The organism is Fibrella aquatica, assembly GCF_041321135.1.
Taxonomy (GTDB): Bacteria; Bacteroidota; Bacteroidia; order Cytophagales; family Spirosomataceae; genus Fibrella; species Fibrella aquatica.
On record NZ_JBGGWF010000002.1, the window covers coordinates 604,047 to 626,580 of the forward strand.

The 22,534-nt window shown below is 51.8% G+C and carries 22 protein-coding genes; 19 read left to right on the forward strand and 3 right to left on the reverse strand.

What is annotated here, in order from left to right; genetic code table 11:
* Positions 1-38: 38 nt before the first annotated feature.
* Positions 39-458 (reverse strand): IS1/IS1595 family N-terminal zinc-binding domain-containing protein, encoded by a 420-nt coding sequence (locus ACAW87_RS06345; protein WP_370722326.1) that lies wholly within the window; start codon positions 456-458, stop codon positions 39-41.
* 219 nt (positions 459-677) lie between these two features.
* On the opposite strand from ACAW87_RS06345, the gene ACAW87_RS06350 reads away from it, so the two are divergent.
* The 4 genes from ACAW87_RS06350 (at position 678) to ACAW87_RS06365 (ending at position 4,999) form a co-directional block, all read left to right on the forward strand.
* The gene (locus ACAW87_RS06350) at positions 678-2,255 is read left to right on the forward strand and encodes an FG-GAP repeat domain-containing protein (protein WP_370722328.1); all 1,578 of its coding nucleotides are present in this window, start codon (positions 678-680) and stop codon (positions 2,253-2,255) included.
* A 105-nt stretch (positions 2,256-2,360) separates the two neighbouring features.
* Positions 2,361-3,344 (forward strand): MBL fold metallo-hydrolase, encoded by a 984-nt coding sequence (locus tag ACAW87_RS06355; protein ID WP_370722330.1) that lies wholly within the window; start codon positions 2,361-2,363, stop codon positions 3,342-3,344.
* Between the two features lie 146 nt (positions 3,345-3,490).
* Entirely contained in the window at positions 3,491-4,453 is a 963-nt protein-coding gene (locus tag ACAW87_RS06360) for a helix-turn-helix transcriptional regulator (RefSeq protein ID WP_370722332.1), read from the forward strand.
* A 57-nt stretch (positions 4,454-4,510) separates the two neighbouring features.
* Positions 4,511-4,999 (forward strand): GyrI-like domain-containing protein, encoded by a 489-nt coding sequence (locus tag ACAW87_RS06365; RefSeq protein WP_370722334.1) that lies wholly within the window; start codon positions 4,511-4,513, stop codon positions 4,997-4,999.
* 85 nt (positions 5,000-5,084) lie between these two features.
* Here the strand turns inward: ACAW87_RS06365 and ACAW87_RS06370 are convergent, their stop codons facing one another.
* A complete protein-coding gene (locus ACAW87_RS06370) occupies positions 5,085-5,885 on the reverse strand; it encodes a sterol desaturase family protein (RefSeq protein WP_370722336.1) in 801 nt (266 codons plus the stop codon).
* 92 nt (positions 5,886-5,977) lie between these two features.
* Here ACAW87_RS06370 and ACAW87_RS06375 point away from each other — a divergent pair, with 92 nt between their 5' ends.
* The 14 genes from ACAW87_RS06375 to ACAW87_RS06440 all read left to right on the forward strand — a co-directional run bounded on the left by ACAW87_RS06375 (position 5,978) and on the right by ACAW87_RS06440 (position 21,041).
* Complete coding sequence (locus ACAW87_RS06375; protein ID WP_370722338.1) at positions 5,978-6,907, forward strand: alpha/beta fold hydrolase; 930 nt, start codon at positions 5,978-5,980, stop codon at positions 6,905-6,907.
* A 69-nt stretch (positions 6,908-6,976) separates the two neighbouring features.
* The gene (locus tag ACAW87_RS06380) at positions 6,977-8,191 is read left to right on the forward strand and encodes a THUMP-like domain-containing protein (protein ID WP_370722340.1); all 1,215 of its coding nucleotides are present in this window, start codon (positions 6,977-6,979) and stop codon (positions 8,189-8,191) included.
* Between the two features lie 28 nt (positions 8,192-8,219).
* Positions 8,220-8,897, forward strand: coding sequence for a hypothetical protein (locus ACAW87_RS06385; protein ID WP_370722341.1), 678 nt, complete (start codon positions 8,220-8,222; stop codon positions 8,895-8,897).
* Between the two features lie 425 nt (positions 8,898-9,322).
* Entirely contained in the window at positions 9,323-9,460 is a 138-nt protein-coding gene (locus ACAW87_RS06390) for a hypothetical protein (RefSeq protein WP_370722343.1), read from the forward strand.
* A gap of 92 nt (positions 9,461-9,552) precedes the next feature.
* Positions 9,553-10,239 carry a response regulator transcription factor gene (locus ACAW87_RS06395; protein ID WP_370722344.1) on the forward strand — a complete coding sequence of 229 codons (687 nt, stop codon included), beginning with the start codon at positions 9,553-9,555 and terminating at the stop codon, positions 10,237-10,239.
* Entirely contained in the window at positions 10,236-11,216 is a 981-nt protein-coding gene (locus ACAW87_RS06400; protein WP_370722346.1) for a sensor histidine kinase, read from the forward strand. The genes ACAW87_RS06395 and ACAW87_RS06400 overlap by 4 nt, the downstream gene beginning before the upstream one ends.
* Positions 11,217-11,289: 73 nt before the next feature.
* Positions 11,290-11,919, forward strand: coding sequence for a hypothetical protein (locus tag ACAW87_RS06405; protein ID WP_370722347.1), 630 nt, complete (start codon positions 11,290-11,292; stop codon positions 11,917-11,919).
* Between the two features lie 116 nt (positions 11,920-12,035).
* Complete coding sequence (locus ACAW87_RS06410; RefSeq protein WP_370722349.1) at positions 12,036-13,031, forward strand: 2-hydroxyacid dehydrogenase; 996 nt, start codon at positions 12,036-12,038, stop codon at positions 13,029-13,031.
* Between the two features lie 45 nt (positions 13,032-13,076).
* Positions 13,077-13,910, forward strand: a complete 834-nt coding sequence (locus ACAW87_RS06415) for a universal stress protein (RefSeq protein WP_370722351.1) — start codon at positions 13,077-13,079, stop codon at positions 13,908-13,910.
* Position 13,911: 1 nt separating this feature from the next.
* Positions 13,912-16,551 (forward strand): cation-translocating P-type ATPase, encoded by a 2,640-nt coding sequence (locus ACAW87_RS06420; RefSeq protein ID WP_370722353.1) that lies wholly within the window; start codon positions 13,912-13,914, stop codon positions 16,549-16,551.
* 11 nt (positions 16,552-16,562) lie between these two features.
* Positions 16,563-19,097, forward strand: coding sequence for a cation-translocating P-type ATPase (locus ACAW87_RS06425; protein WP_370722355.1), 2,535 nt, complete (start codon positions 16,563-16,565; stop codon positions 19,095-19,097).
* A gap of 58 nt (positions 19,098-19,155) precedes the next feature.
* A complete protein-coding gene (locus tag ACAW87_RS06430) occupies positions 19,156-19,971 on the forward strand; it encodes a universal stress protein (RefSeq protein WP_370722356.1) in 816 nt (271 codons plus the stop codon).
* A gap of 29 nt (positions 19,972-20,000) precedes the next feature.
* Positions 20,001-20,870 (forward strand): universal stress protein, encoded by an 870-nt coding sequence (locus ACAW87_RS06435; RefSeq protein ID WP_370722357.1) that lies wholly within the window; start codon positions 20,001-20,003, stop codon positions 20,868-20,870.
* Between the two features lie 9 nt (positions 20,871-20,879).
* Positions 20,880-21,041, forward strand: a complete 162-nt coding sequence (locus tag ACAW87_RS06440; RefSeq protein WP_370722359.1) for a hypothetical protein — start codon at positions 20,880-20,882, stop codon at positions 21,039-21,041.
* Positions 21,042-21,052: 11 nt separating this feature from the next.
* Here the strand turns inward: ACAW87_RS06440 and ACAW87_RS06445 are convergent, their stop codons facing one another.
* A complete protein-coding gene (locus tag ACAW87_RS06445; RefSeq protein ID WP_370722360.1) occupies positions 21,053-21,829 on the reverse strand; it encodes a DUF2490 domain-containing protein in 777 nt (258 codons plus the stop codon).
* 292 nt (positions 21,830-22,121) lie between these two features.
* On the opposite strand from ACAW87_RS06445, the gene ACAW87_RS06450 reads away from it, so the two are divergent.
* The gene (locus ACAW87_RS06450) at positions 22,122-22,514 is read left to right on the forward strand and encodes a hypothetical protein (protein WP_370722361.1); all 393 of its coding nucleotides are present in this window, start codon (positions 22,122-22,124) and stop codon (positions 22,512-22,514) included.
* The last annotated feature ends 20 nt before the right edge of the window (positions 22,515-22,534 follow it).

A 22,534-nucleotide genomic window follows, 5' to 3' on the forward strand; every position in this document is an offset into this window, starting at 1 on the left:
AAAAAAATGCAATAGATATGGTCAGCCCTATAGATTTGTCACGTTCTGAAACGCTCCCATCGAATCAGCATAAACTTGTCACCTAGCTCAGTGATGATCATACCTGCGCCACTCACGTTCTCAGATTTGCTCATATATTCTGTTAATTCGCTATGATTGAACACTTTATAGGTCGGGTGATACGCCTGATTTTCCGGCACCTTGATCTGATATTTTTTCACCCAGTTCATCACCGATACGTGACTGACACCCAGCAAACGTTCTATTTCACGCAGACTGACTCCTTCAATGTAAAGCTGAAGCGCCTTGATAACGTAGTAAGTACTTATACCCTTACCCACTTTATCAACCGTGAAATTGTAGGCGCACTGTTTACACTTAAACCGCTGACGACCGGCAATAATACCATTCCGTACAGCGTCAACACTCTGACACTTAGGGCATTTATGAACAGCCATCGAAATCAAAAGTTTATCTATACCTGATTAGCAAATGTATAGCAATTTAGCGATTTTCCTTAAAATTATCTTCGAATAGTTAAATAATATGCTGTTTTGACTACCTGTTCCCCCTTTTTGTTAATTCGCAAACTTATAGCAAAGCAAGTAAGTTTACTCACCTTTGAGGCCAAAGGCTCAGGTACGTTAACGGTTCTGAACCATTCATACGCATCCTTCGTGCTCCTGTTTACCCTGCTCGCAACATTCACTGCCTGCCAGTCCCGCAAACAAACCGATAGCACACCAAATACCTTTCCCACCAACTCTCAAACTGCCTCACAACTAACTGGCAAGCAACTGGCAACGGCCTATTGTGGCTCCTGTCACCTGCTTCCCGAACCAACTCTGTTGACAAAATCAATCTGGCAGGATCGGGTGTTGCCTCACATGGCACTGCGGCTCGGCTTTTCCGTTGATTCTATTTCGCCTTTCATGGTCATTAGCGATCCCGACGAAATAAACCGGGTTATTCAGTCGGGCGCTTTTGCCGGTACACAACTGGTACACATCGACGACTGGAAAAAAATTGTTCAATACTATACCGACAACGCACCGGCTAGGCCCTTACCCCCCCTCGCCAAACCGGCCGTATCAGTTGGCTTACCCCTGTTTACCCTCCATTATCCGCCCAAGCCCTTGCAGGCCTCGATTACCTTGCTACGCTACAACGCTGGCAGCCATGAGCTTTTGGCGGGTACCGGTCAGGGTAAACTGCTGAAGCTAAATCAGCAATTGCAGGTGGTCGATTCCGTTTCAGTTGGCTCAACGCCAACCGATTGCCGAGTCAGAGCCGACGGGACTATCGATGTGCTCACCGCCGGTAATATGGAGCCCAACGACCAGTTAATTGGAAAATGGCAGTCGGTGAGGTTTCCGGGTCAGGCCAACACAGCGAAGCCTACGGCACCCCAAACCTTCATTGAGCAGTTGGGCCGACCTGTGTCAGCGGCCTACGGCGACTTGAGTCAGGATGGGCAGGAAGATGTAGTTGTCTGTCAGTTTGGGAATTATACGGGTCAGCTAAGCTGGTTTGAGCGGCGGGGCACTACCTATTTCCAGCACATTCTTGATCCTGTACCCGGTGCCCGACGAGCCATTATCGAGGATGTCAATCGCGACGGGCGGCCCGATGTTGTGGCGCTACTATCACAAGGCGATGAACAAATTGCGGTGTATTATAACGATGGTGGCGGGCGATTTACAAAAAATGTGGTGCTCCGATTCCCTTCAGTATACGGCTCCAGCTATTTCGATTTGACAGACATGGATCGGGATGGCGACCTGGATATTTTGTATACCAACGGCGATAACGGCGATCATTCGTACTCGCTGAAAGCGTACCATGGCGTGCGGGTGTTTACCAATGATGGACATTTCAAGTTCAAAGAAACGCTGTTTTATCCCCTCTTTGGGGCCGCCCAAGCCGTTGCCCGCGATTTTGATCAGGATGGTGATATAGACATTGCCGCTATTTCATTCTTCCCAAACTACGATCAGAAACCGGTTGAATCATTCGTATATCTGGAGAATGAGGGCAGTTTCAAGATGAAGGCACGCACGTTTCCCCAGCCTGAACAGGGTCACTGGATGGTTATGGAAGCGGCCGACGTAGATCACGATGGCGACGATGACCTGCTGCTCGGCTCTTTTTCCCGTGCCATTACGCCCACCCCAAAACCGTTGTTGAAGCAATGGTATACGTCGGGAAAAGGCATTCTGCTCCTGACGAATCAGAAACGCCAACCCGGCAATTAACCAATGTGGCCGGCGCGGGGAGGCGTTTAGAAGTAGGTCGTTGGCTAACCCATAAAAACACGATCATTATCCATAGGTTAAGTAGTCATAATCAAACTCAACTCTATGGAAACGCAGACAGTAACCGATTCAACCGTTCAGCAACCAGTCGACGAACTATCGGCTTATGTAGCTCCGCATCGGACTACTCCCTACGACGTTACCGATGATGTATTCGGCATCAAAACGCTGTTCGTCAATGTGTTTTTTATTGGGGAACCGGGCATTGGGCACCCGTGGACACTGGTCGACGCGGGCTTTTACGGCTATGCCGACACTATTAAAGAGCGGGCCGAGCAGTTATACGGTGCCAATAACCCACCGCAGGCAATCGTTTTGACCCACGGTCATGCTGATCATGTAGGTACGTTGCATGCCCTGCTGAAGCATTGGGGGAATGTGCGGGTCTATGCTCACCCACTGGAACGCCCTTACCTCACCGGCCTGTCGAGCTATCCACCGCCCGACCCGGCAATCGGCGGTGGCGGTATGTCGCTGATGTCCTGGATATTCCCGATTGGCCCCGAAGATTTTAGTGACGCGCTCATCGACATTCCTGAATCGGGTAAGATCGACGAGTTAGCCGACTGGCATATTATCCATACGCCCGGCCACGCACCTGGCCATGTTTCGCTGTTCCGCCAGAGAGATCGCACCCTGTTGGCAGGCGATGCCTTCGTGACAACAAACCAAAACTCAGTAATCTCGGTCATCAACCAGACTGAAGAGGTACATGGCCCGCCCGCCTATTTCACCTGCGACTGGGAAGCTGCCGAAAAGTCAGTGAAGCACTTGGCGCTCCTCAACCCACACAACGTAGGTACAGGCCACGGCGTATCTATGCATGGGCTCGACCTGCAACTAGAACTTGGTCGGCTGGTCAGCGAATTTAGGGAGCGGTCAATTCCGTCGAACGGCCGTTACGTACAGGAGGCTGCTGTAACCGACAAAACCGGCATTGTTTCGATGCCCGAACCTACATCGTACAACGTAGCCCGCGCTGTCGGCATTGGCATCGCCATCGGTTTAGTCTGGGGAATGCTTCGCTGACACTACGCTGCGCTGTCATTAAGTTGCGCTGTCATTAGGTAGTCATTACGCTATGCGGTCATTAGCTTCGCGTTACAAACAATGACAGCGTAGCAGCGTAGTGTAATGACTACCTATTGACAGCGCAGCATAATGACCATTAGCTTATGAACCGCCTCGACCGCCTGACTGCCATTCTCATCCACCTCCAGAGCAAACGAGTGGTACGGGCTCAGGAACTCGCCGACCGCTTCGGCATCAGTCTCCGCACCGTTTATCGCGATGTTCGGTCACTAGAAGAGGCCGGTGTTCCGATCGGTGCTGAAGCAGGCGTTGGTTATTTTCTGGATGGCTATCACCTGCCGCCGGTTATGTTTACCAACGCCGAAGCCAGTGCGCTCGTCTTTGGTTCGAAACTGGTTGAACGAATGGCCGATCTGTCGCTCAAAGAACCGTTTCAATCAGCGCTCTACAAGGTAAAATCGGTGCTGAAACGCGCCGAAAAAGAACATCTGGATGAACTCGAGCCCATGATCGGCGTTTCGGATTACCCACGTCCAACGCCCTTTTCCGACAAGCTACTTGACCAGATTCAGGCGGCCTGTGTGCAACAGCAAGTGCTCATCATCGACTATCAGGCTCCCTATAGCGACCAGTTGACCACCCGTGAAGTAGAACCCGTTGGGCTATACTATTACAGTGTAGGCTGGCATCTGATTGCTTTTTGCCGACTCAGGCAGGACTACCGCGATTTCCGTACCGATCGTATCCGACAATTGACCATGACCGACCGGCTGTTTTCGCGCCAGTCGCTACTTTCATTGCAACAATACCTCGACCAGTTTACCCAAACTAGCTCCTTGACCGAGGTTGTTGTCTGGTTCGATAAACGGGTGGCTCGCTTTACCCAGCAACAACGCTACTCATTTGGCTTTTTATCGGAAGAAGTGCAGGGAGATCAGGTCAAGATGGTTTTTCTGACGCAATGTCCCGAAGGGCTTTGCCAGTGGCTAATGATGTATGGAAACAAAGCTGTCATTGACAAACCAAACCACCTGAAAAGCATAATGCGTACCTACGCGGAGGAGATCAGCGAGTTGTACAAAGTTGAAGAAACCCTACTGACATAGGGCTGTCAGTACGCCCGCCGACCTTTGTCATGATCACAGGTAAAACCAACAAAACTCATGACAACGACCTTAAAAATGCCGGCCAACGCACTTACAATCAGCCACAAAACAGCATTTGCGGCACTCACCACCCAACTACGCACCACACTTGATACACTGGGTGAATTAGCGATTCCCGCCGACAGGCAACTCCGCGAAGAAGCACAGCGCCTGGGCCTTGACCCCACTGTACCAACCCACTGGATCTACACCAATTTTTCGGGTCATGCCGACGACGAATTTGATCTCGAAATTGCGCTGCCTGTAGACGTCCCCACCACCACCTCACCCAACCCTGGCGCCATGCGTGACGTACCTGCGTTTCGTTGCGCCGAATACACCCACCTCGGTCCCTGGAGTGAACTGAGTGCTGTTTATGACACGCTCTTTCAACAATTCTATGCAGAAGACCACCTCTACAATGGCTGTGTACGAGAGATTTACCGGGTAGTGGATTGGGAAAATCAGGCCAGTTGCATCACTGACATTCAGATTGGAATTGCCTAGTGTTTGCGGAGCTATAGGCTTCGCGAGGTAGGTTGCGGTCGAAGGGCCCGGGGCGCGAAGCTACGCCGTGCATTCATTCGACCTACTAACCAACAGTAACCGGTTCAGCTTCAGGCTGTTTTTGCTGCGTCGTTACCCGCTCGAATGCCTGACCGTAGTCAGCGCGGGTAGTGCCCATCCATTCGTCCCAGAAGCGGAAGTAGAGGCCGTAATTTCCCTTAAAATACTGGTGATGCTGGTTGTGATTGACCGACGTGTTGAGCCAGCGGGCCAGCCAATGACGGTTCCAGTGAGTCGGAAACAACTCCCAACCCAAATGACCATACACGTTGTAGACAATCATGAAGAACAAAAAAACCAATATTGTGATCGGGTGTAGCGGAATCACGAATGTAGCCAGCGGGATAACAGCGGCTTCAACAATGGCCTCGATCGGATGAAAAGCGTAGGCGGCCCAGGGTGACGGATTGGTTGATTTGTGATGCACCAGGTGCGTTGCCTTGAACAGCCGGGGATGGTGCATGGCCCGGTGTGTCCAGTAGAAATAGGTATCGTGGAAAAGAATCAGCAGCACAAACGAGAGGAGGCCATATGCTGTGCCGTATTCTGCCCAGTGAACATATACCAGATTATAGGCCCGTATGTTAGTAGACACCATCAACCAGGTAATGCCCGCAAAAACTAGCGTCGTACTGATCGAATACAGAATCTCCCGCCGGTAATCAGCCGATTTTGGAAAGCGCGGCTGAATCTTCTTGTAGGCAATAGCCGCCCGTTTCCAGCCGTAAAAAGCGGCAAAGAATAGTCCGGCTACCAGTAAATACCGGACAAGGTGAGACATCCAGACAATAAACATTCCCCAGCCGGGAGCAAATTTCAAGAGCATGTCCATACGTTGAAAACAGCAGATCGTCGGGGTCAGTTTCCACAAGATGAGAACAAAAATAAACCGAATGTGTCGGGTAGAGTTTCAAGTATATGGATATGAACTACACCCGGCTTGGAACCGGCAAACCCCTCCTGCTGATCCACGGTATCGGTAGCAGTCACCACTCTTGGGATCTGATTATCACTGAACTGGCTACCAAGCGCGATGTGATCGCCATTGACTTACCCGGATTCGGCGACACACCCCCGTTAGCGGGCGAAACAACAATTCGTACGCTTGCCGATGCCGTAACAGCATTTCTGCAGAAGGAAGACCTGCTAGGCATCGACGCCGTTGGTAGTTCAATGGGGGCGCGGCTGGTGCTGGAACTGGCCCGGCGCGGCGGCGTACTGGGCTCCGTGGTTTCTCTCGATCCAGGTGGTTTCTGGCAAGGTTGGGAAATTCCATTTTTTTACCACTCCGTTCGGCTGTCGGCTCAATTGGTAAACAGCCTACAACCGATATTGCCTGCTTTAACAGGTAACCCCATCACCCGAACCCTGTTGTTTGTTCAGTTTTCGGCCCATCCCTGGACCATTCCGGCCCCCATCGCTTTGCAGGAATTACGCACCTTTACCCCGACCCCTACCTTCACCGGATTGCTTGATAACCTGGCACATGGCGAAAAACAGGAGGGCGCCCCTGCTGGTGCCATTCAGCACCCACTCGTGATTGGCTGGGGAAAACAGGACCGGGTCTGTCTGCCCAGTCAGGCGAAGTTGGCGCAACAACTATTTCCCGACGCACAGCTACACTGGTTTACCAATTGTGGACATTTTCCTCAGCTCGACGTACCTGAAGAAGCCATACAATTGATTCTTTCCGTAACCGACGGAATGTACCTGCCACAGGAGTCGAGCGTGGAAACGGCTGCTGTCACTCCGGCCAAAAAAGCACCAGACAATGTATTGATTGGCCTTGGAACAGCCGTAGTGGTGGCGAGCCTGTTTATCGCATTCCGGTTCGCAACCAGACAGTAAACCTGCGTTGTTACCCGTTAACGTAGTTTGGGGATCATCGTCCGTGAACTACGTTTTTTACCTTTGTTCATGCCACTTCCCCAGTTATCCGACGACGATAGAACGTTTATCACCAATCACCTCCAGGCCGATGTACAGTCGCTATTGCTTCGGCCGCCAGCTGGATTGTCGGGTCTACACCTGCGCGAATTGGCCGAACAGATTCAGGCGCGGCAAAAAGCCAGACATAAGCTACCCGGCTGGTACGCCAACCCCAGCCTGACCTTTCCGCCCCCGCTCTCGGTGGAGCAGGCTTCTTCAGCGCGAACGGCTGACTATAAAGCGTCGCTGGTTTCGGGCAATGTACTAGCCGACCTTACCGGCGGCATGGGCGTTGATACAGCCGCTTTTGCCCGGTCGATGAATCAGGTACATTATGTGGAACGTACCCAGACACTGGCCGAGCTAACTGCTTACAACTTGCCTCTGCTGAGCCTCAGCAACGTTATTGTTCACAAGGGCGACGGTCTGGAATGGCTGAGCAGTCAACCGGACGTTGTCGACTGGATTTACCTCGACCCCGCCAGGCGCGACACACGGGCGGGCCGAAACGGTGGACGTGTGGTGGGCCTCACCGACTGCGAACCCGACGTACTGACGTATCTGCCGACGCTGCTAGCCAAAGCACAGAACATATTGATCAAAACCTCTCCCCTGCTCGATATCGTGGGCACGTTACGCCAGCTGCCCACCACTCGGGCTGTTCATGTGGTGGCGGTGCAGGGCGAAGTAAAGGAAACGCTGTTTGTGCTGGGCCAGGAGAACGTACCCGGTCCCGATGTGGAAATGATCGCTGTTAACCTGCGCGAACAAACTGGTAATCAGCAAATCACTTACTCTCTCGGTCAGGAGACCAACGCCCTCGTAACACTCTCCGATCCCTTAACGTACCTCTACGAACCCAACGCCGCCGTGCTGAAAGCCGGGGCATTTCGGCTGGCAGGCGCAAACTACGGGCTGGCCAAACTGGCCCCGCACAGCCATCTGTATACAGGGAATGAACTCGTCGCTGATTTTCCGGGAAGAGTGTTTCAGATCGATGCCGTTTGTCGCGCTGACCGAAAATCAGCGCACGCGAACATACCCGATGGACAGGCAAACCTCACCGTACGCAACTTTCCCCAACAGGTTGATGTACTGCGTAAGCAACTCGGCCTGCGCGAAGGCGGCAGCCACTACCTCTTCGCCACAACCCTCCAGAATGGAGACAAACGATTGATTGTTACGCACAAAGCGGTAATATAGGCCCAGATTTAAACCATTTTTACTAACTATGACTATCCGTAACATTTTGGTAAGCATCGGCCTTGCGCTGATCGCATTTAATACGCAGGCACAAACCGTGTATGCCGGTGAACAAACCATCGACAAACAGGTCTACAAAGGGCTCTTTTTAACGTTACCACTGAGCGATAAGCAGGTAGAGAAAGAATGGGAGGCGTTTATCAAGCCGTTTGGGCGGGTAGCCGCGTCGCGGGGAACATACCGGATCACCACCGCCGACATCAGAGACATTTCAGCAGAGCCCGTCAACTTCACCAGTCAAATAAAAGGCAGCAAGAAAGCTACAACCGTCTTCGCGGCGTTTGACCAGGGTGGCGGAAATTACGTAAGCGCGGGTAACGGAAACTACGAAGCTGCCGACAAACTGTTGAAAGATTTCGCAACTACAACGCTTTTCAACGACGAAGTACGGCTGGCTGAAGAAGGCTTCAATGAAGCGCAAAAGAACCATCAGAAAATGGTTAAAAAGGGCGAAACGCTGGTTCGTGACATCGAGAACAACAAGAAGGAGAAGGAGAAACTGCTACGCAAAATCGACGAAAACGCGAAAGAACTGGAACAACTATTGAAAGACGTAGAAACCAATAAAGTAGATCAGACCACGGCGTCGACCGATATGGACAACAAGCGTAAAAACGTAGAAACGGTGAAAGCCAAGAAACAGTAAGCCCGTTTGCAGTATAATTTTTAGCCCTCCAATATGCCTCTTAGGTACGTTGGGGGGCTTTTTCGTATGTTGGTCGTTGTTTGCCTCAAATCATTTCAATCAAAACAACGCTTTTCTGTCAGAACCGCGTTACCTATGCACAACGTATACGCTTATTTACAAACGGTCAACACCGGCCTCTCCAATTGGTGGAGCCGTCTTAGCCTCAAATAAGCCACACGAACCCTCAGCTTCTGCTCCGATATGTCGCCTTGACAGTTGGGTACGTTGCTCCCCTCTACGCAGATGACATACTGCCTCCAGACCAGCTCTGCAACGGTCTGTTTTTAGTCAATCTCTTACTGTAGGTCACGCACGGCAATCACTGATAGCCTGTGACTATAATTGTATTTAGTGTACTGTCAACGTTTAAACAAGATTTGATTATGAGTATGGACTCAAAGAAGGCGAAGAAAGTAGTAGCCAAAGGAGAAAAAGTCGGCCACAAGGTACCCAAGTACGAACAGCGTGAGACCGACTCGGCCCCGATAGCCCCCAAGACTGCTTCTAAAAGCAGCAAATAATCAATCGAATCCGTTTATCTGCCCCGCCCTGTCGTGTTCACGCTGAATTGTTGAGCCCGAACACGACAGGTTGTTCCCGTATCCCACCCGCCATGAATACTCTCATCGTAGAAGACGAGCCTGCAATGGCCGAAGAAATTGCTCTTTTTTTGCGCAAAGTAGGGTTCATCTGCGATGTGGCCCGAACCGGAAAAGAAGCATCAGAGCGAATCTGGACAAACAACTACGACTTTGTACTCATCGACCTGGGTTTGCCCGACTATGATGGTTTCGACCTGTTGCAGGAAACCATTCTGTGTCAGCATAGCGCCTCGTACCTGATTCTGACGGCTAGTGGCGAATTAGACAGCAAACTGAAAGGCTTGAATCTGGGAGCCGATGATTACATGACAAAGCCTTTTTCGCTGCTGGAACTACACGCCCGGATGCTGGCCATCAACCGCCGCAAACACGGGCTCACCGAACCCGACATAATTTTCGCCGGCTTTGTGCTCGATCCGCTTGATCGGAGGGTGCACTACGGATCACGGGAGGTAGAACTTACCCGCCGCGAGTACGATCTGCTGTATTATCTGCTACTCTACCGCAACCGGGTTCTGACGCGCCTGCAACTGGCTGAGCACATCTGGGGTAATATGGCCGACGATGGGCCCGACTCCAATTATATCGACGTACACCTGAAAAACCTGCGTCGAAAGCTAGCTGTTTATGCACCGATAGACTGGCTGGAAACGGTGCGAGGCGTGGGTTACCGGGCTAATTTACCGCGTTTATCATGAAGCTAGCCGTTAAAATAGCGCTTTACAATGCGTGCATGCGCCTTGTGCTGGTGGGTGCCTGCGGGGTATTCTGGCCAGCGCCTCTAATCCCAACTTGGTATGTGGCGGTAACTGTTTTCCTGAGCGTTATGGTTGTGGCCGATTTAGGCTACACGAATTTTTTACTGCGACCACTGCGCATTCTCATTCGTAGAAAACTGCGCCTGATTCAGGATCCGGGCCAGTTTGATTTTGTGCCGTTGAAAACGTCAACAACCGATTTGCGCCAGCTCGACAAACGAATCAACAACCTGATGAGTCAGCTCGACATCCGGTTTGCCTGCGAGAAAGCCTTCACCGCCTACGCTTCCCATGAGCTACTTACTCCGATTGCCGTACTGCGTAACCGGTTCGACAATATTATTGCCGACGAAGAGACGCCCGATCACATTGCCAGTCGCCTGGTCGATTCGCAACAGACGTTGCAGCGACTGAGCCGAATTGTTCAGATGCTACTTTGCCTGGCACGGATCGAGAACCATCAGTACCTGAAAAACGAAACCGTTTCGATCAGAGCTGTACTGATGGAGGTATTGCACGCCCTTGATGACCGCATTGCCATGAAGGAAATTACACTGGGGCTGGACGAAGGGCCAGACATTGTCAGTATCTCGGCCAATCACTCGCTGCTCTATACGATGTTGCTCAATCTGATTGGTAACGCCGTGCGCTATAACCCTGACCAGGGGCAAGTTACCATTGGCTGGGGGCGGTTTGGAAACCGGCCAACACTCACCATTTCTGATAGTGGACCCGGAATGACACCCGAGCAAATTGCCATGCTAACCCAGTATGGCCGCCCGGTAAAAGCCACTGGAAATGGCATTGGTCTACAGGTGATTCAAACCATCAGTCGGTTTCATCGTATTGGAATTTCGATAGAGCTACCGGCAAAAGGGGGGACTATTATTACTCTAAAATTTACTGATACTCAATAAGTTGCAATTCACGCTCTCTTCATAATCAATGAGTATATTTAGGAGATTTACCCCTCCGAAACAACTCTCAATTATGAAATTCTTTATTCCCTTCACCACTGACCCCGTTCAGGCCAATCGCGTGTATGCTCGCATCGCCGATCGAATTAAAGGTTTGGGGTACGACATCAAACTAGTACGTGTCTACAAAATCATCTTCAGTCGCGGCGATACACTGGTGAGCGAATGCGTAGGTGACGCTTCCGACAACGGAGAAATTGTCCTGACTATCTTCAAAGACCACGTTGGCTTCTTCATCTGTACTTATAGCCACGGTGCTGTATGGGGTGAACCAATTCTGGCCCGATACTCGGAGGTAGTGAAAGTCGAACTGTTCGACGTACCCGATACCACGCCAACTTACTCAACCATGGAAACACCGGACACACTTTCACAAGTCATGGCCCGACTCACTGCCGAAGGCTATACAGAGGACTTGAACCGCCACGAAGACAATGCCCTCTGGAACGACCCTGATGCCTATCGTGTCGATAACGTGTACCGGTTTGAAGGCCCAACCAACCCCGATGATGAGTCGATCCTGTACGCACTCTCTTCCGATCAATACCGTGTAAAGGGCCTGCTGGTGAATGGATATGGGCTGTCGGCAGATCCTGTCACAGCGGCCGTTGAAGAACGGCTCAAGCGTTGGCCCGTCGCTTAGTTAGTCCAGACAAAACAGGCCGTTTTCTATGGTACTCTATCAGCTTACTGGCTGATTGGTATCATGTGCTATCTATTTCCATCCGTTGATCTTTACGCACTATCAATCAACTCATCATGAAAATTGCTTTTTTTAGTTGCCATACCTACGAACAGCCTTTTCTGGAAGCTGCCAACGGCAACGGACGTCACCAGCTCTCTTTTCTACCTGATGCCCTAACTGCCGAAACAGTTCATTTGGCTGCGGGGCACGAGGCCATCTGTGTCTTTGTCAATGATCAGCTATCGCGGCCCATTCTTAAAGCACTGGCACACATCGACATCAAGCTGATTGCGCTGCGCTGCACCGGCTTTAACCAGGTCGACATACCTACTGCCAAAGAACTGGGTATTCGTATTCTGCGTGTACCAGCCTATTCGCCCCATGCCGTAGCCGAGCACGCCGCGTCGCTACTTATGGCCTTGAACCGGAAAACGTACCTGGCCTATCAGCGCACCAAAGAGAACGATTTTACGCTCGATGGCCTGATAGGTTTCGACCTGTTTGGTAAGCGGGTGGGCATTATCGGGACGGGAAAAATCGGAGCGTGTTTTGCCCGAATCATGCTTGGCTTTGGCTGCCGGGTACTGGCCTACGATAAAATGCGGTCGGCCATGCTGCAACAGCTTGGCGTTGAATACCTGCCATTGAATGAAGTACTCGCCGAAGCCGATGTGGTGTCGCTCCACTGCCCGCTGACTCCTGAAACGCATCATATCATCGACCAAAAAGCGCTGGCAACCATGAAAGCCGGTGCCTACCTGATCAACACCAGCCGGGGCGGTTTGCTCGATACACCCGCCGTTCTCGACGCGCTGAAAAGCGGACACCTCGAAGCCCTCGGCATTGATGTCTACGAATTGGAAGACGATTTTTTCTTCACTGATTGGTCAGACAAGCCCTTGCCCGACGAGGATCTAAACACGCTGACGCATCTACCAAACGTACTAGTCACCTCGCATCAGGGCTTTTTTACCCGGGAAGCGATGGAGCAGATTGCCCACACTACCCTGAAAAACTTAACGTACCTGGAACACCAAACCCTGCCCAGCGACTGTGTAGTGGTTGGCTGATCCAGTCTTTTCTAGTGCTCAAACGCTTCCTCTTGTCTCGACTTCATGAAAAAAATCCTCGTCACCACCGATTATTCAGCCAATTCTAAATCGGCTATTCGCTTTGCTATTCAACTGGCTTCCCAGGGCAGCATTTCGCTCACCTTTCTTCATATACTCCATCTGTCGCGCCCCACTACCTGGCACGAAGAAACGTATCTGACTTATGAGAAAGAAGAGATCGAAAAAGATAAGGTGGCGCTCGACACCTTTATTAATTCCAGCTACGAAGAGCTGAATGCCACACCATCAACCCATGCCTGTGTGGTTGAGGTAGCCGTAGTGGCTGATTTTAGGATTATGGGCTATGCCGAAGAAAACGACATGGATTTTATCTGCATCAGCACTCGGGGTGCGGGTATGTTTGAGAAAATAATTGGTACCACTACGGCAAATCTCATCAACCAGTCGTCGGTCCCGGTCATTGCCGTTCCGGGTACGTTCCGAACAGAGCAACTCACCAGTCTGCTCTACGCTTCTGACTTTACGGCCTTGAAACAGGAAATTCCGAAGGTAGTCGATATGGCCAGGGTGTTCGACGCTCGAGTTGATCTGCTGCATTTCAGTTTCCCGTCGGAACCCACCCTTGACCCCGACATTCTGAATACGGCGGTAAAAACGTTTACCGACTACCCTATGACGGTACACCTCAAACCAACCGACCTCAGCAAAACGCTTATCGACAACATTGATGGCGTGATCAAAACGCTCAACCCGTCGCTTGTCATCATGTTTACCACGCAGAACCTCGGCTTTTTCCACCAACTGTTCTCGTCAGGAAATTCGGTCAACTACTGCTTTCTGACGAGTGTGCCACTATTGGTTTTTGCCAAGTCCTGATATGGAGTATCACGTTACTGCCCTAACCGAAGTAGCCGAGTCGCTGGGTACGTCGGCCAACGGGCTGGATACCCAAACGGCTCAGCAACGGCTGGCAGCGTATGGACTTAATCAGATCGACGAAGCCAGAAAAAACACCATTTGGCGAATGCTGTGGCACCAACTATCCGATGTGATGATATTGGTGCTCATGGCGGCGGCAGTTATATCGGTGCTGGTAGGGGAGCGCAATTCGGCATACGTCATTATAGCTATTGTAGCGCTGAATGCCCTTATTGGGTTCGTTCAGGAATATCAGGCTGCGCAGGCCATGAATGCACTTCGTAAAATGGCCGCCAGTCAGGCTCAGGTGCTTCGACACAGTGAAACCCTGGCGGTTCCTGCCACAGAACTGGTGCCGGGCGACGTTGTGTTGCTGGAAGCCGGTAATGTAATTCCGGCTGATGTTCGCTTTTTTGACACCCACGCGCTGAAAGTGGATGAGTCATCGCTGACGGGCGAGTCAGACAATGTAGAGAAGAACACCGAGGCGCTGCCAGCAGGTGACTATCCCTTGGGCGACAGGGTCAATACGGGCTACAAAGGCACATTTGTTACCAGCGGACGGGCCTCGGCCTATGTGGTTGCTACCGGCATGCAAACTGAGCTGGGTAAAATTGCGCGACTGGTTCAGACCGATGGCACCATCACCCCACTCCAGAAACGGCTGGGTACATTCGGGAAAAGTCTGTCCATGGCAGCCGTTGCCATCTGTGCGCTCTTTTTTGTAGTTGGCTGGCAACGGGGCGAACCGGTCCAGAACCTATTATTGATTTCAATTTCACTGGCCGTAGCTGCCATTCCCGAAGCATTGCCCGCCCTGGTCACGGTTGCGCTGGCGCTGGGGGCCAAGCGGCTGGTGGGCAGTCACGCCCTGGTCCGTAAACTACCCGCCGTTGAAACACTGGGGTCGGTCACCTACATCTGCACCGACAAAACAGGTACGTTGACCCTGAATAAAATGACGGTTCAGGATGTCTTTGAATCGCCTGCCGGAAGCCGGCCGACACTAACAGATCGCGATAGCCTTCTGGTGGCGATGGCACTCAACAACGACGTAACCGCCGACCAGCCGGGAAGCTGGCACGGCGACTCAACAGAAGTGGCACTGGTACAGTATGCCGCCGACAAAGCGTATGACAAGGCTTCCCTGGAGCAACAATTTCCGCGCATTGCCGAACTGCCTTTCGACTCTGAACGGAAGTGCATGACCACCCTGCACCAAACGAATAAAGGGATTCTGGTGATTACCAAAGGGGCCGTGGGTTCGCTGTTCGCCCAGCTCAACAGCACTGAAAAAGACAACGTACCTGACCTTAAAAAGCGGGTAGACGCCATGGCTCAACAAGGCTATCGAACGCTGGGCTTTGCGGGCAAACTCATCCCCGAATTGCCCGAAAACCTGTCGCCCGCCACCGTTGAACAGGAGCTGACATTCATGGGGTTTGCCAGCCTGATGGATCCACCCCGCCCCGAAGCGAAGCACGCTGTAGCCCAATGCAAACAGGCGGGTATCATTACCGTTATGATCACCGGCGACCATAAACTAACGGCCAAAGCCATTGCAGAGACGCTGGGCATTATATCGTCGGACGATGATCTGGTGCTCAGCGGGCAGGAACTAACCAACCTCAGCGATGCTGATTTCGATGCCATCGTGGAGCGAGTACGGGTATATGCCCGGGTAGACCCCGCGCAGAAGCTACGCATCATCAGCGCATTGCAGGCCCGAAATCAATATGTGGCCATGACCGGCGATGGTGTAAACGACGCACCGGCACTTAAGAACGCCGACATTGGCATTGCCATGGGCATCAACGGCACCGAAGTAGCCAAAGAAGCGGCCCACATGATTTTGCTCGACGACAACTTCGCTACCATCGTGAAAGCGGTAAAACACGGCCGGCGCATCTTCGACAACATTCTGAAGTTTATCCGCTACATCATGTCGGGCAATGTGGGTGAGCTTTGGGCCATTTTTTTGGCTCCCCTCGTCGGCTTACCCATTCCGCTGATGGCCATTCATATTCTGTGGATCAACCTCATCACCGACGGATTGCCCGGCCTGGCCCTGGCCTACGAACCCTCAGAAACAAACAGCATGAAACGGCCACCCGCCGACCCCACCCAAACCATTTTTGCCGATGGCATGGCCTGGTTTATCCTCTGGGTGGGCTTGCTGATCGGGACCATCACGATTGGCATACAGGCCTGGGCCATCAATCAGGGTATTCCGCACTGGCAAACCATGACGTTTACAGTTCTCTGTTTCAGTCAACTGGGCAATGCCGTGGCCATTCGTTCCCGCCGGTCCTCTTTTTTCAGCACCCGTCTACTGGCCAACAAACCTATGCTGGGTGCGCTGGTGCTGGCTGTAGCGCTGCAACTGATGATCATTTACGTCCCTTTTTTCAACGATCTCTTTCATACGCAGCCCCTAGGCTGGTTTGAAATGGGCATTACGGTAGCGGTCTCGAGTGTAGTATTCTGGGCGATCGAACTTCAAAAACTAATCGGCCGTCTACGAACGAAGATTCCTAAACGAAGTCACCACGCCTTAGTGAAAACCCGACCGAATCTAACCCCTGTTTCAGCGTCATAACCCGTCAGGCCATGCAAGCTACCCTCCAGAAAAGACCAGGACTTACCAGCGAAGCCATTGCGCAGTCGCGGGCAGCGAATGGCCGAAATACAGTGGATCCGGAGTTGGATAACGGCTTACTGGTAACGGTAAAAGAAGTGGCAGTGGAGCCTATGTTTCTACTGCTGGTAGCAGCATGTACCATCTACTTCGCTCTTGGGCAGATCGAGGAAGCCATCACACTCATTGTTGCCTTGTTGCTGGTATCGGGCATATCCGTCTACCAGTCTATTCGAAGCGACAAGGCATTGGGGGCACTCCGCGAACTCTCCCAACCACAGGCGCAGGTGCAGCGGAACGGTGAACTGGTTTCTGTTCCCGTTGATGAAGTCGTGGTTGGCGATTCTATGCTGATCGAGGAAGGCGAGAAAGTTTCGGCTGATGGCACTCTCGACGAAACCAACGATTTTGCGGTTGACGAATCGATACTGACCGGCGAATCTGTGTCGGTTTCCAAACCAGCAGGAGAATCGGTTTTTGGCGGCACCACCGTTGTGTCGGGCAGTGGATGGCTTACGGTCACGGCGGTGGGCAAGCAAACCGAACTCGGCCGAATAGGACGTAGTATCGGCAGTATTCAGACCGAAAAAACGCCCTTACAACAACAGATAAGCCAGTTTGTGCTGCGCATGGCCTGGATTGGGGCGGGTGCTTTTTTGCTGGTCTGGGGCATCAACTTCGCTCAGTCGGGCAGTTGGATGACGGCGCTTCTCTTCGGCCTCACGCTGGCCATGTCTATTCTGCCCGAAGAAATTCCGGTAGCGTTCAGCAGCTTTATGGCCCTCGGAGCCGCGCGATTATCGCAAATGGGTGTGCTCACCAAACAGCCTCAAACGGTTGAAAGCCTCGGTTCAGCCACGGTCATCTGCACCGACAAAACCGGTACGATCACGCAGAATGGAATGACCCTCCGCCAACTCTACGACGGGGCAACGGATGAGTTACTTTCACTCGCTAATCAGCAATCCTCTACCCTGTCTGAAACGGCCATCAGTGTGTTGAATTATGCCCGCTGGGCCAGTGAAACCATTCCGTTCGACCCGATGGAGAAGGCCATCGTTACCGTGTATGAAATGGTAAACGGTCAAGAAACCGCAGGTACGTACCCAATGGTAGCTGAATACCCGCTGGGCGGCACCCCACCCATGATGACCCACGTTCGGAAGGCACCGTCGGGCGAACTGACGGTAGCTGGCAAGGGAGCGGTGGAGCACATCCTGGCCGTTTGTCGACCGGCGTCAGCCATAGCTGATCGGATTCGACAGGTGACCGGCGATCTGTCCAGAAATGGCTTTCGTGTGTTGGGGGTGGCCAGAGGAACGTACCAGACTCCAGACTTCCCGACGCAACAAGACAACTTCAACTGGACATTTCTGGGCCTGTTTGCGCTCGAAAACCCACCAAAAGCAAATGCCGGTGCGGTAATCAATGCCTTTACGGAGGCTGGCATTCAGGTAAAAATGATCACCGGTGATTTTCCCGAAACAGCGCAGGCGATTGCCCGTCAGGTAAACCTACCCGGTGCCGACACCTTTGTCACCGGTGAGTCAATCATGGCAATGAGCGACAACGAACTGCAACGCGAAGTAACGAGTAAGGCGGTTTTTGCCCGCATGTTTCCTGAAGCTAAACTACGCGTGGTCGACGCTCTCAAACGCAATGGCGAAATCGTAGCCATGACCGGTGATGGTGTAAACGATGGCCCCGCCTTGAAAGCAGCCCACATTGGGGTGGCAATGGGTAAACGGGGTACGGAAGTGGCTCGTCAGGCCGCTTCGATCGTATTGGTTCATGATGATTTAAGCAATATGATCGATGCGATTGCGCAGGGGCGGCGCATTTATCAAAACCTGAAAAAAGCCGTTGCTTACATCGTTTCCATCCATATTCCCATTATTCTGGTGGTAGCCATACCCCTACTGGCTGGTTGGAAATGGGCCAATATATTTAGTCCGATTCACGTCATTTTTCTTGAACTGGTAATGGGGCCAACCTGCTCCATTGCCTTCGAAAACGAGCCTGCCGAAGCAGGTCAAATGCAGCAACCACCCCGCCGCGTTACCGATACCTTTCTGGCTGGACCCGAACTACTAAGGAGCATACTGCAGGGATTAGGCATTGCCGGGGCGGTTCTGGGCGTGTATTATTCGACTATGCAAACCGGCGAATCGGTTGAGGTGGTCAGAACGCTGGTGTTCGCCACGCTGGTATTCAGCAACATGCTGCTCACTTTGGTAAACCGCTCTTTCAGGCAGTCGGTCTTTCAAACACTCCGAACCCCAAATCGAATACTCTGGCTCATGCTCGGACTTACGATGGCCCTGCTGCTGATCACCCTATTGATTGCGCCTGCACAACAGCTGTTCCGTTTTGCGCCCGTGCCGGTTGCTTCGCTGGCCTGGTGTATGCTGGCTGCCATGCTCGGCGTCGGCTGGATTGAAGGCTATAAAAACTGGACATCGGATCGTGGACGCTGGATATTGGATAAAAAACCTAAACAGGCCTGATTTTCAATTCAATATCCAGCGTCCACGATCCGATTAATGATCACTTAACGACCTTCAAATGACCACGATACTAGTTACCACCGATTTTTCAGCCGGCGCTCATTGGGCTACTGACTACGCTCTCGAACTCGCTCGTCAGTTACATACCCGGCTGGTAGTTTTTCATGCCTATGACCCACTCCCGAACGTCACACCGGCTCAGGAATGGCTCACCTCGACCCCCGAGACACAATACTTTCTGGCCATGCGCCCGTTGTCTCTATTGCGGGATCAGATGCTGGCGAAAACGGATGGTTGTGTCGACATTTCGGTGGTGGCGCAGCCCGGTTCACCCGGTGCCCATCTTGCAGAAGAGGCAGCCAGTGCCAACGCCGATCTGCTGGTCATGGGCGTAGCAGGCGATGAGCCCAAACTGGCCAGAGAGTTGGGCAGTTTGGCCACTGACCTTATTCCCCGCACGCAGGTACCCATGCTATTGGTTCCGCCAGGCGCGGTCTTTCAGGCGCCACAAAATATGGTGCTGGCGGTAGACCTGGCTCAACCGATCAACGCGCTGGCTATGGCCACGGTTATGCGGTTTACAAAGTTACTCAATGTGTCTTTAGACGTGGTTTGTATTGACGATGAGCCCACGGAAACGCAGCAAAAAGCAGCCCGACATATCCGTGATTTACTGCTTAATCAACCACATACATTCAGCTTCATACCCGGCTTCGATGTTCCACTGGCATTAGACACCTATTTCGAGCAGCATAAAGCTGACCTTATTTGCCTTCTTCCCAAACCTCACAATAAACTGCGCACGTACCTGCTCGAGTCAGTCACGCAGGAAGTGTCGCGGCTGGCTACAGTCCCCGTTCTAGCCGCCGTATAACTCGTCTTCAACTTTTCCGCTAAAAATGTATGAAAAAGCTTCTTCTGCTGACTAATTTCTCGTCAGCCTCCCGCAATGCCCTTCAGTTTGCCCGTTCTTTTTTCAACGATTGCGATACCGACTTCCACTTGTTGTATCCGCACCCGGATGAGCAAAGTGGTGTTCATGCGCCCGAGTACGTTGCCGAAACAACACGAATCACGTTTTCCAGTCAACTCAACGAACTGGTGACCGGGCTGCGGGAAGAATCCGTTACCGATTGGCACACGTTCCGGTCGTCTACCAAATCGGGGCTATCGTATGACGTAGTCAGAGAATCGGTCGAGGCCGAGAACTACGATTTTGTGATTATTGGCCCCAGCGAAGCGGAGACCGACCTGGTGTTCGGCAATGGTGCTATTGGCCTCATTCGTCAGTTAAAGGCAAACGTGTTGGTTGTTCCCGATTCGCTACCTATCAGACCGATTCTGCAAATTGTATTGGCCCTCGATTTTGCCAACCTAAACACCTATGAGCTGCTCAACCCCGTAAAAGAGCTGGTGATGCGGAAAGGGGCAACCCTCACCCTATTGTCTATCGACACACCGGGCAAAAAAATCATCCTGCCGGAACACGAAGCACAGATAAGGCAGTACTTACACCCGATCGAGCCTAACGTGGCACGCCTTCAGGCACAGAACGCTAAAAAGGGGATCGATTCGTATCTGGCCAGTCAACCGGTTGATCTGCTTGTCATTGTTCCCCGCTTCCATACCCGTACTGACTCACCGACAACGACCACTACGGCCCGGTCAGGGATATTTACCCCCCCCGTTCCACTCCTGACGATTTATGACAGCACCCGCCACGATGAACCCCTCCTGATTGAGGACTTATCAAACCTGGATTTTGCCTTATAAAGCGCAGGCATGAACACCCTGGAAACCCATGTGATTACGCTGAACAGTGGCTCGTCGACGATCAAGTTTGGCATTTACAAGGTCGACCACACCCTGGAACCAAAGCTGCACGGACAAATCCGCACAACCGGATCATCCGAAGCCAAATCAACCGTCACCTACCTCTGCTAACTCTTGCCTTGCTACTCCTTTGTGAAATCGATATTGTAGATCAGATTCAGCCGAAAACCATTATTTATTTCAAAAACGGGTTTACTGGTGATAGCATCAAGGTCAGCGTGTTGAACTACCTGATTGAGGTAGTTTAGCTCAAGCTGAAAATTATCGCGAAACTGGTAACCGATCCCGCCGGAAAGACGGTTCTGATTGAAAATATTCTGCCCAACATTTTTGCCAAATCCGATGAAAACTTCATCAAAGAAATTAAAGTAAAGTTCGCCGTCATCGATCGTATCGCCACTCAGAGGTATTTCACCGGCAATCTGGTAACGAACACGATTCTGAAACTCCCAGTCGGCAACTTCTCGCGGGTTTTGTTCCGATAAGGTGGCGAGCCAGCGTTGTTCGAGCCTGAATCGCTGGGTCATGGTTAGTTTGCCGTAGGAACTCTCAAATTGAATATCCTGATGGGTACGTTGTTCGGAATACGGAACTCCGGCGTCGGCCTGTGGGTAATCACCGTACGGGAAAGTAGTAAAATAGGTGTAGCCTGCGCCCGCTTTCACCCGGTCGCTGAGGCTCTTCATTACCCCGATTCGAGCCAGCGATTGTTGCCAGGTACGGATCAGATCAATACGTCGCCACTGATACTCAGTGTGAATCGTCCAGTCTTTACTGATCTTATGATCTCCGTTGTAGGTGTACCAACCAATGGCGTTGTGATCAAGCACGCGATTCTGACCAATGGCCTCATATCCTGACAGGCTGCCCATTACCGCCAGCAGGGTCGCAACGGTCACTCTTATTTTACTCGTCATCTATAATTTTCCTCCCGTCAGGGCGTGTCACAAATCCAGCCATGTGTTGGCTCCTATCGGAACGTGCTGAGTACCTGATTGTTCACGAATACACGCCAATGGTAGTCAATTGCTATTCTGAATGCCCGATTATTAACTCGGGAAAAGCACGTTGTCCCGTTAGATTACAAAATAGCCATATGTTAAGAAATAGTGTTTTATTCCTATAGTTTTACTTATTATTCCTCTTTCTCACCACTCGACCATCTTATCGCCCACTTTTTAGGCACTTGTCATGGCGACCGCTCAACAAACCACAGAACGTTTTTCGCTTTACCAGCATGAACACCAGCAATGGCTCCGCGCCCTTGCTTTGTACTCCGACCAGGAAAGATATTTCGACTCGCTATTGTCTCATGTATGCGATAGCACCGCCGATTTCGACCTGGCCAACCGATCGGGATCGTTTCGTCAATGGTTCACCGGGCTTCGCTCGCAGATGGCCCAACTATCCGAACTAATCGAGCAGGAAGAGCAGTCTACCGCTCAGGGTACGCCCAATTGGTACCGCCGACAGGAGATCGACGAACGGCACCGACGTATGCGTAGTGGCTATCAGATGCTCGAACAACAGTTTATCACGGTGCGGCAGCAATTTTATGCCTTCATCACACCCTATGTTCAGTAAGCAATCCGGGCTTAACTTGC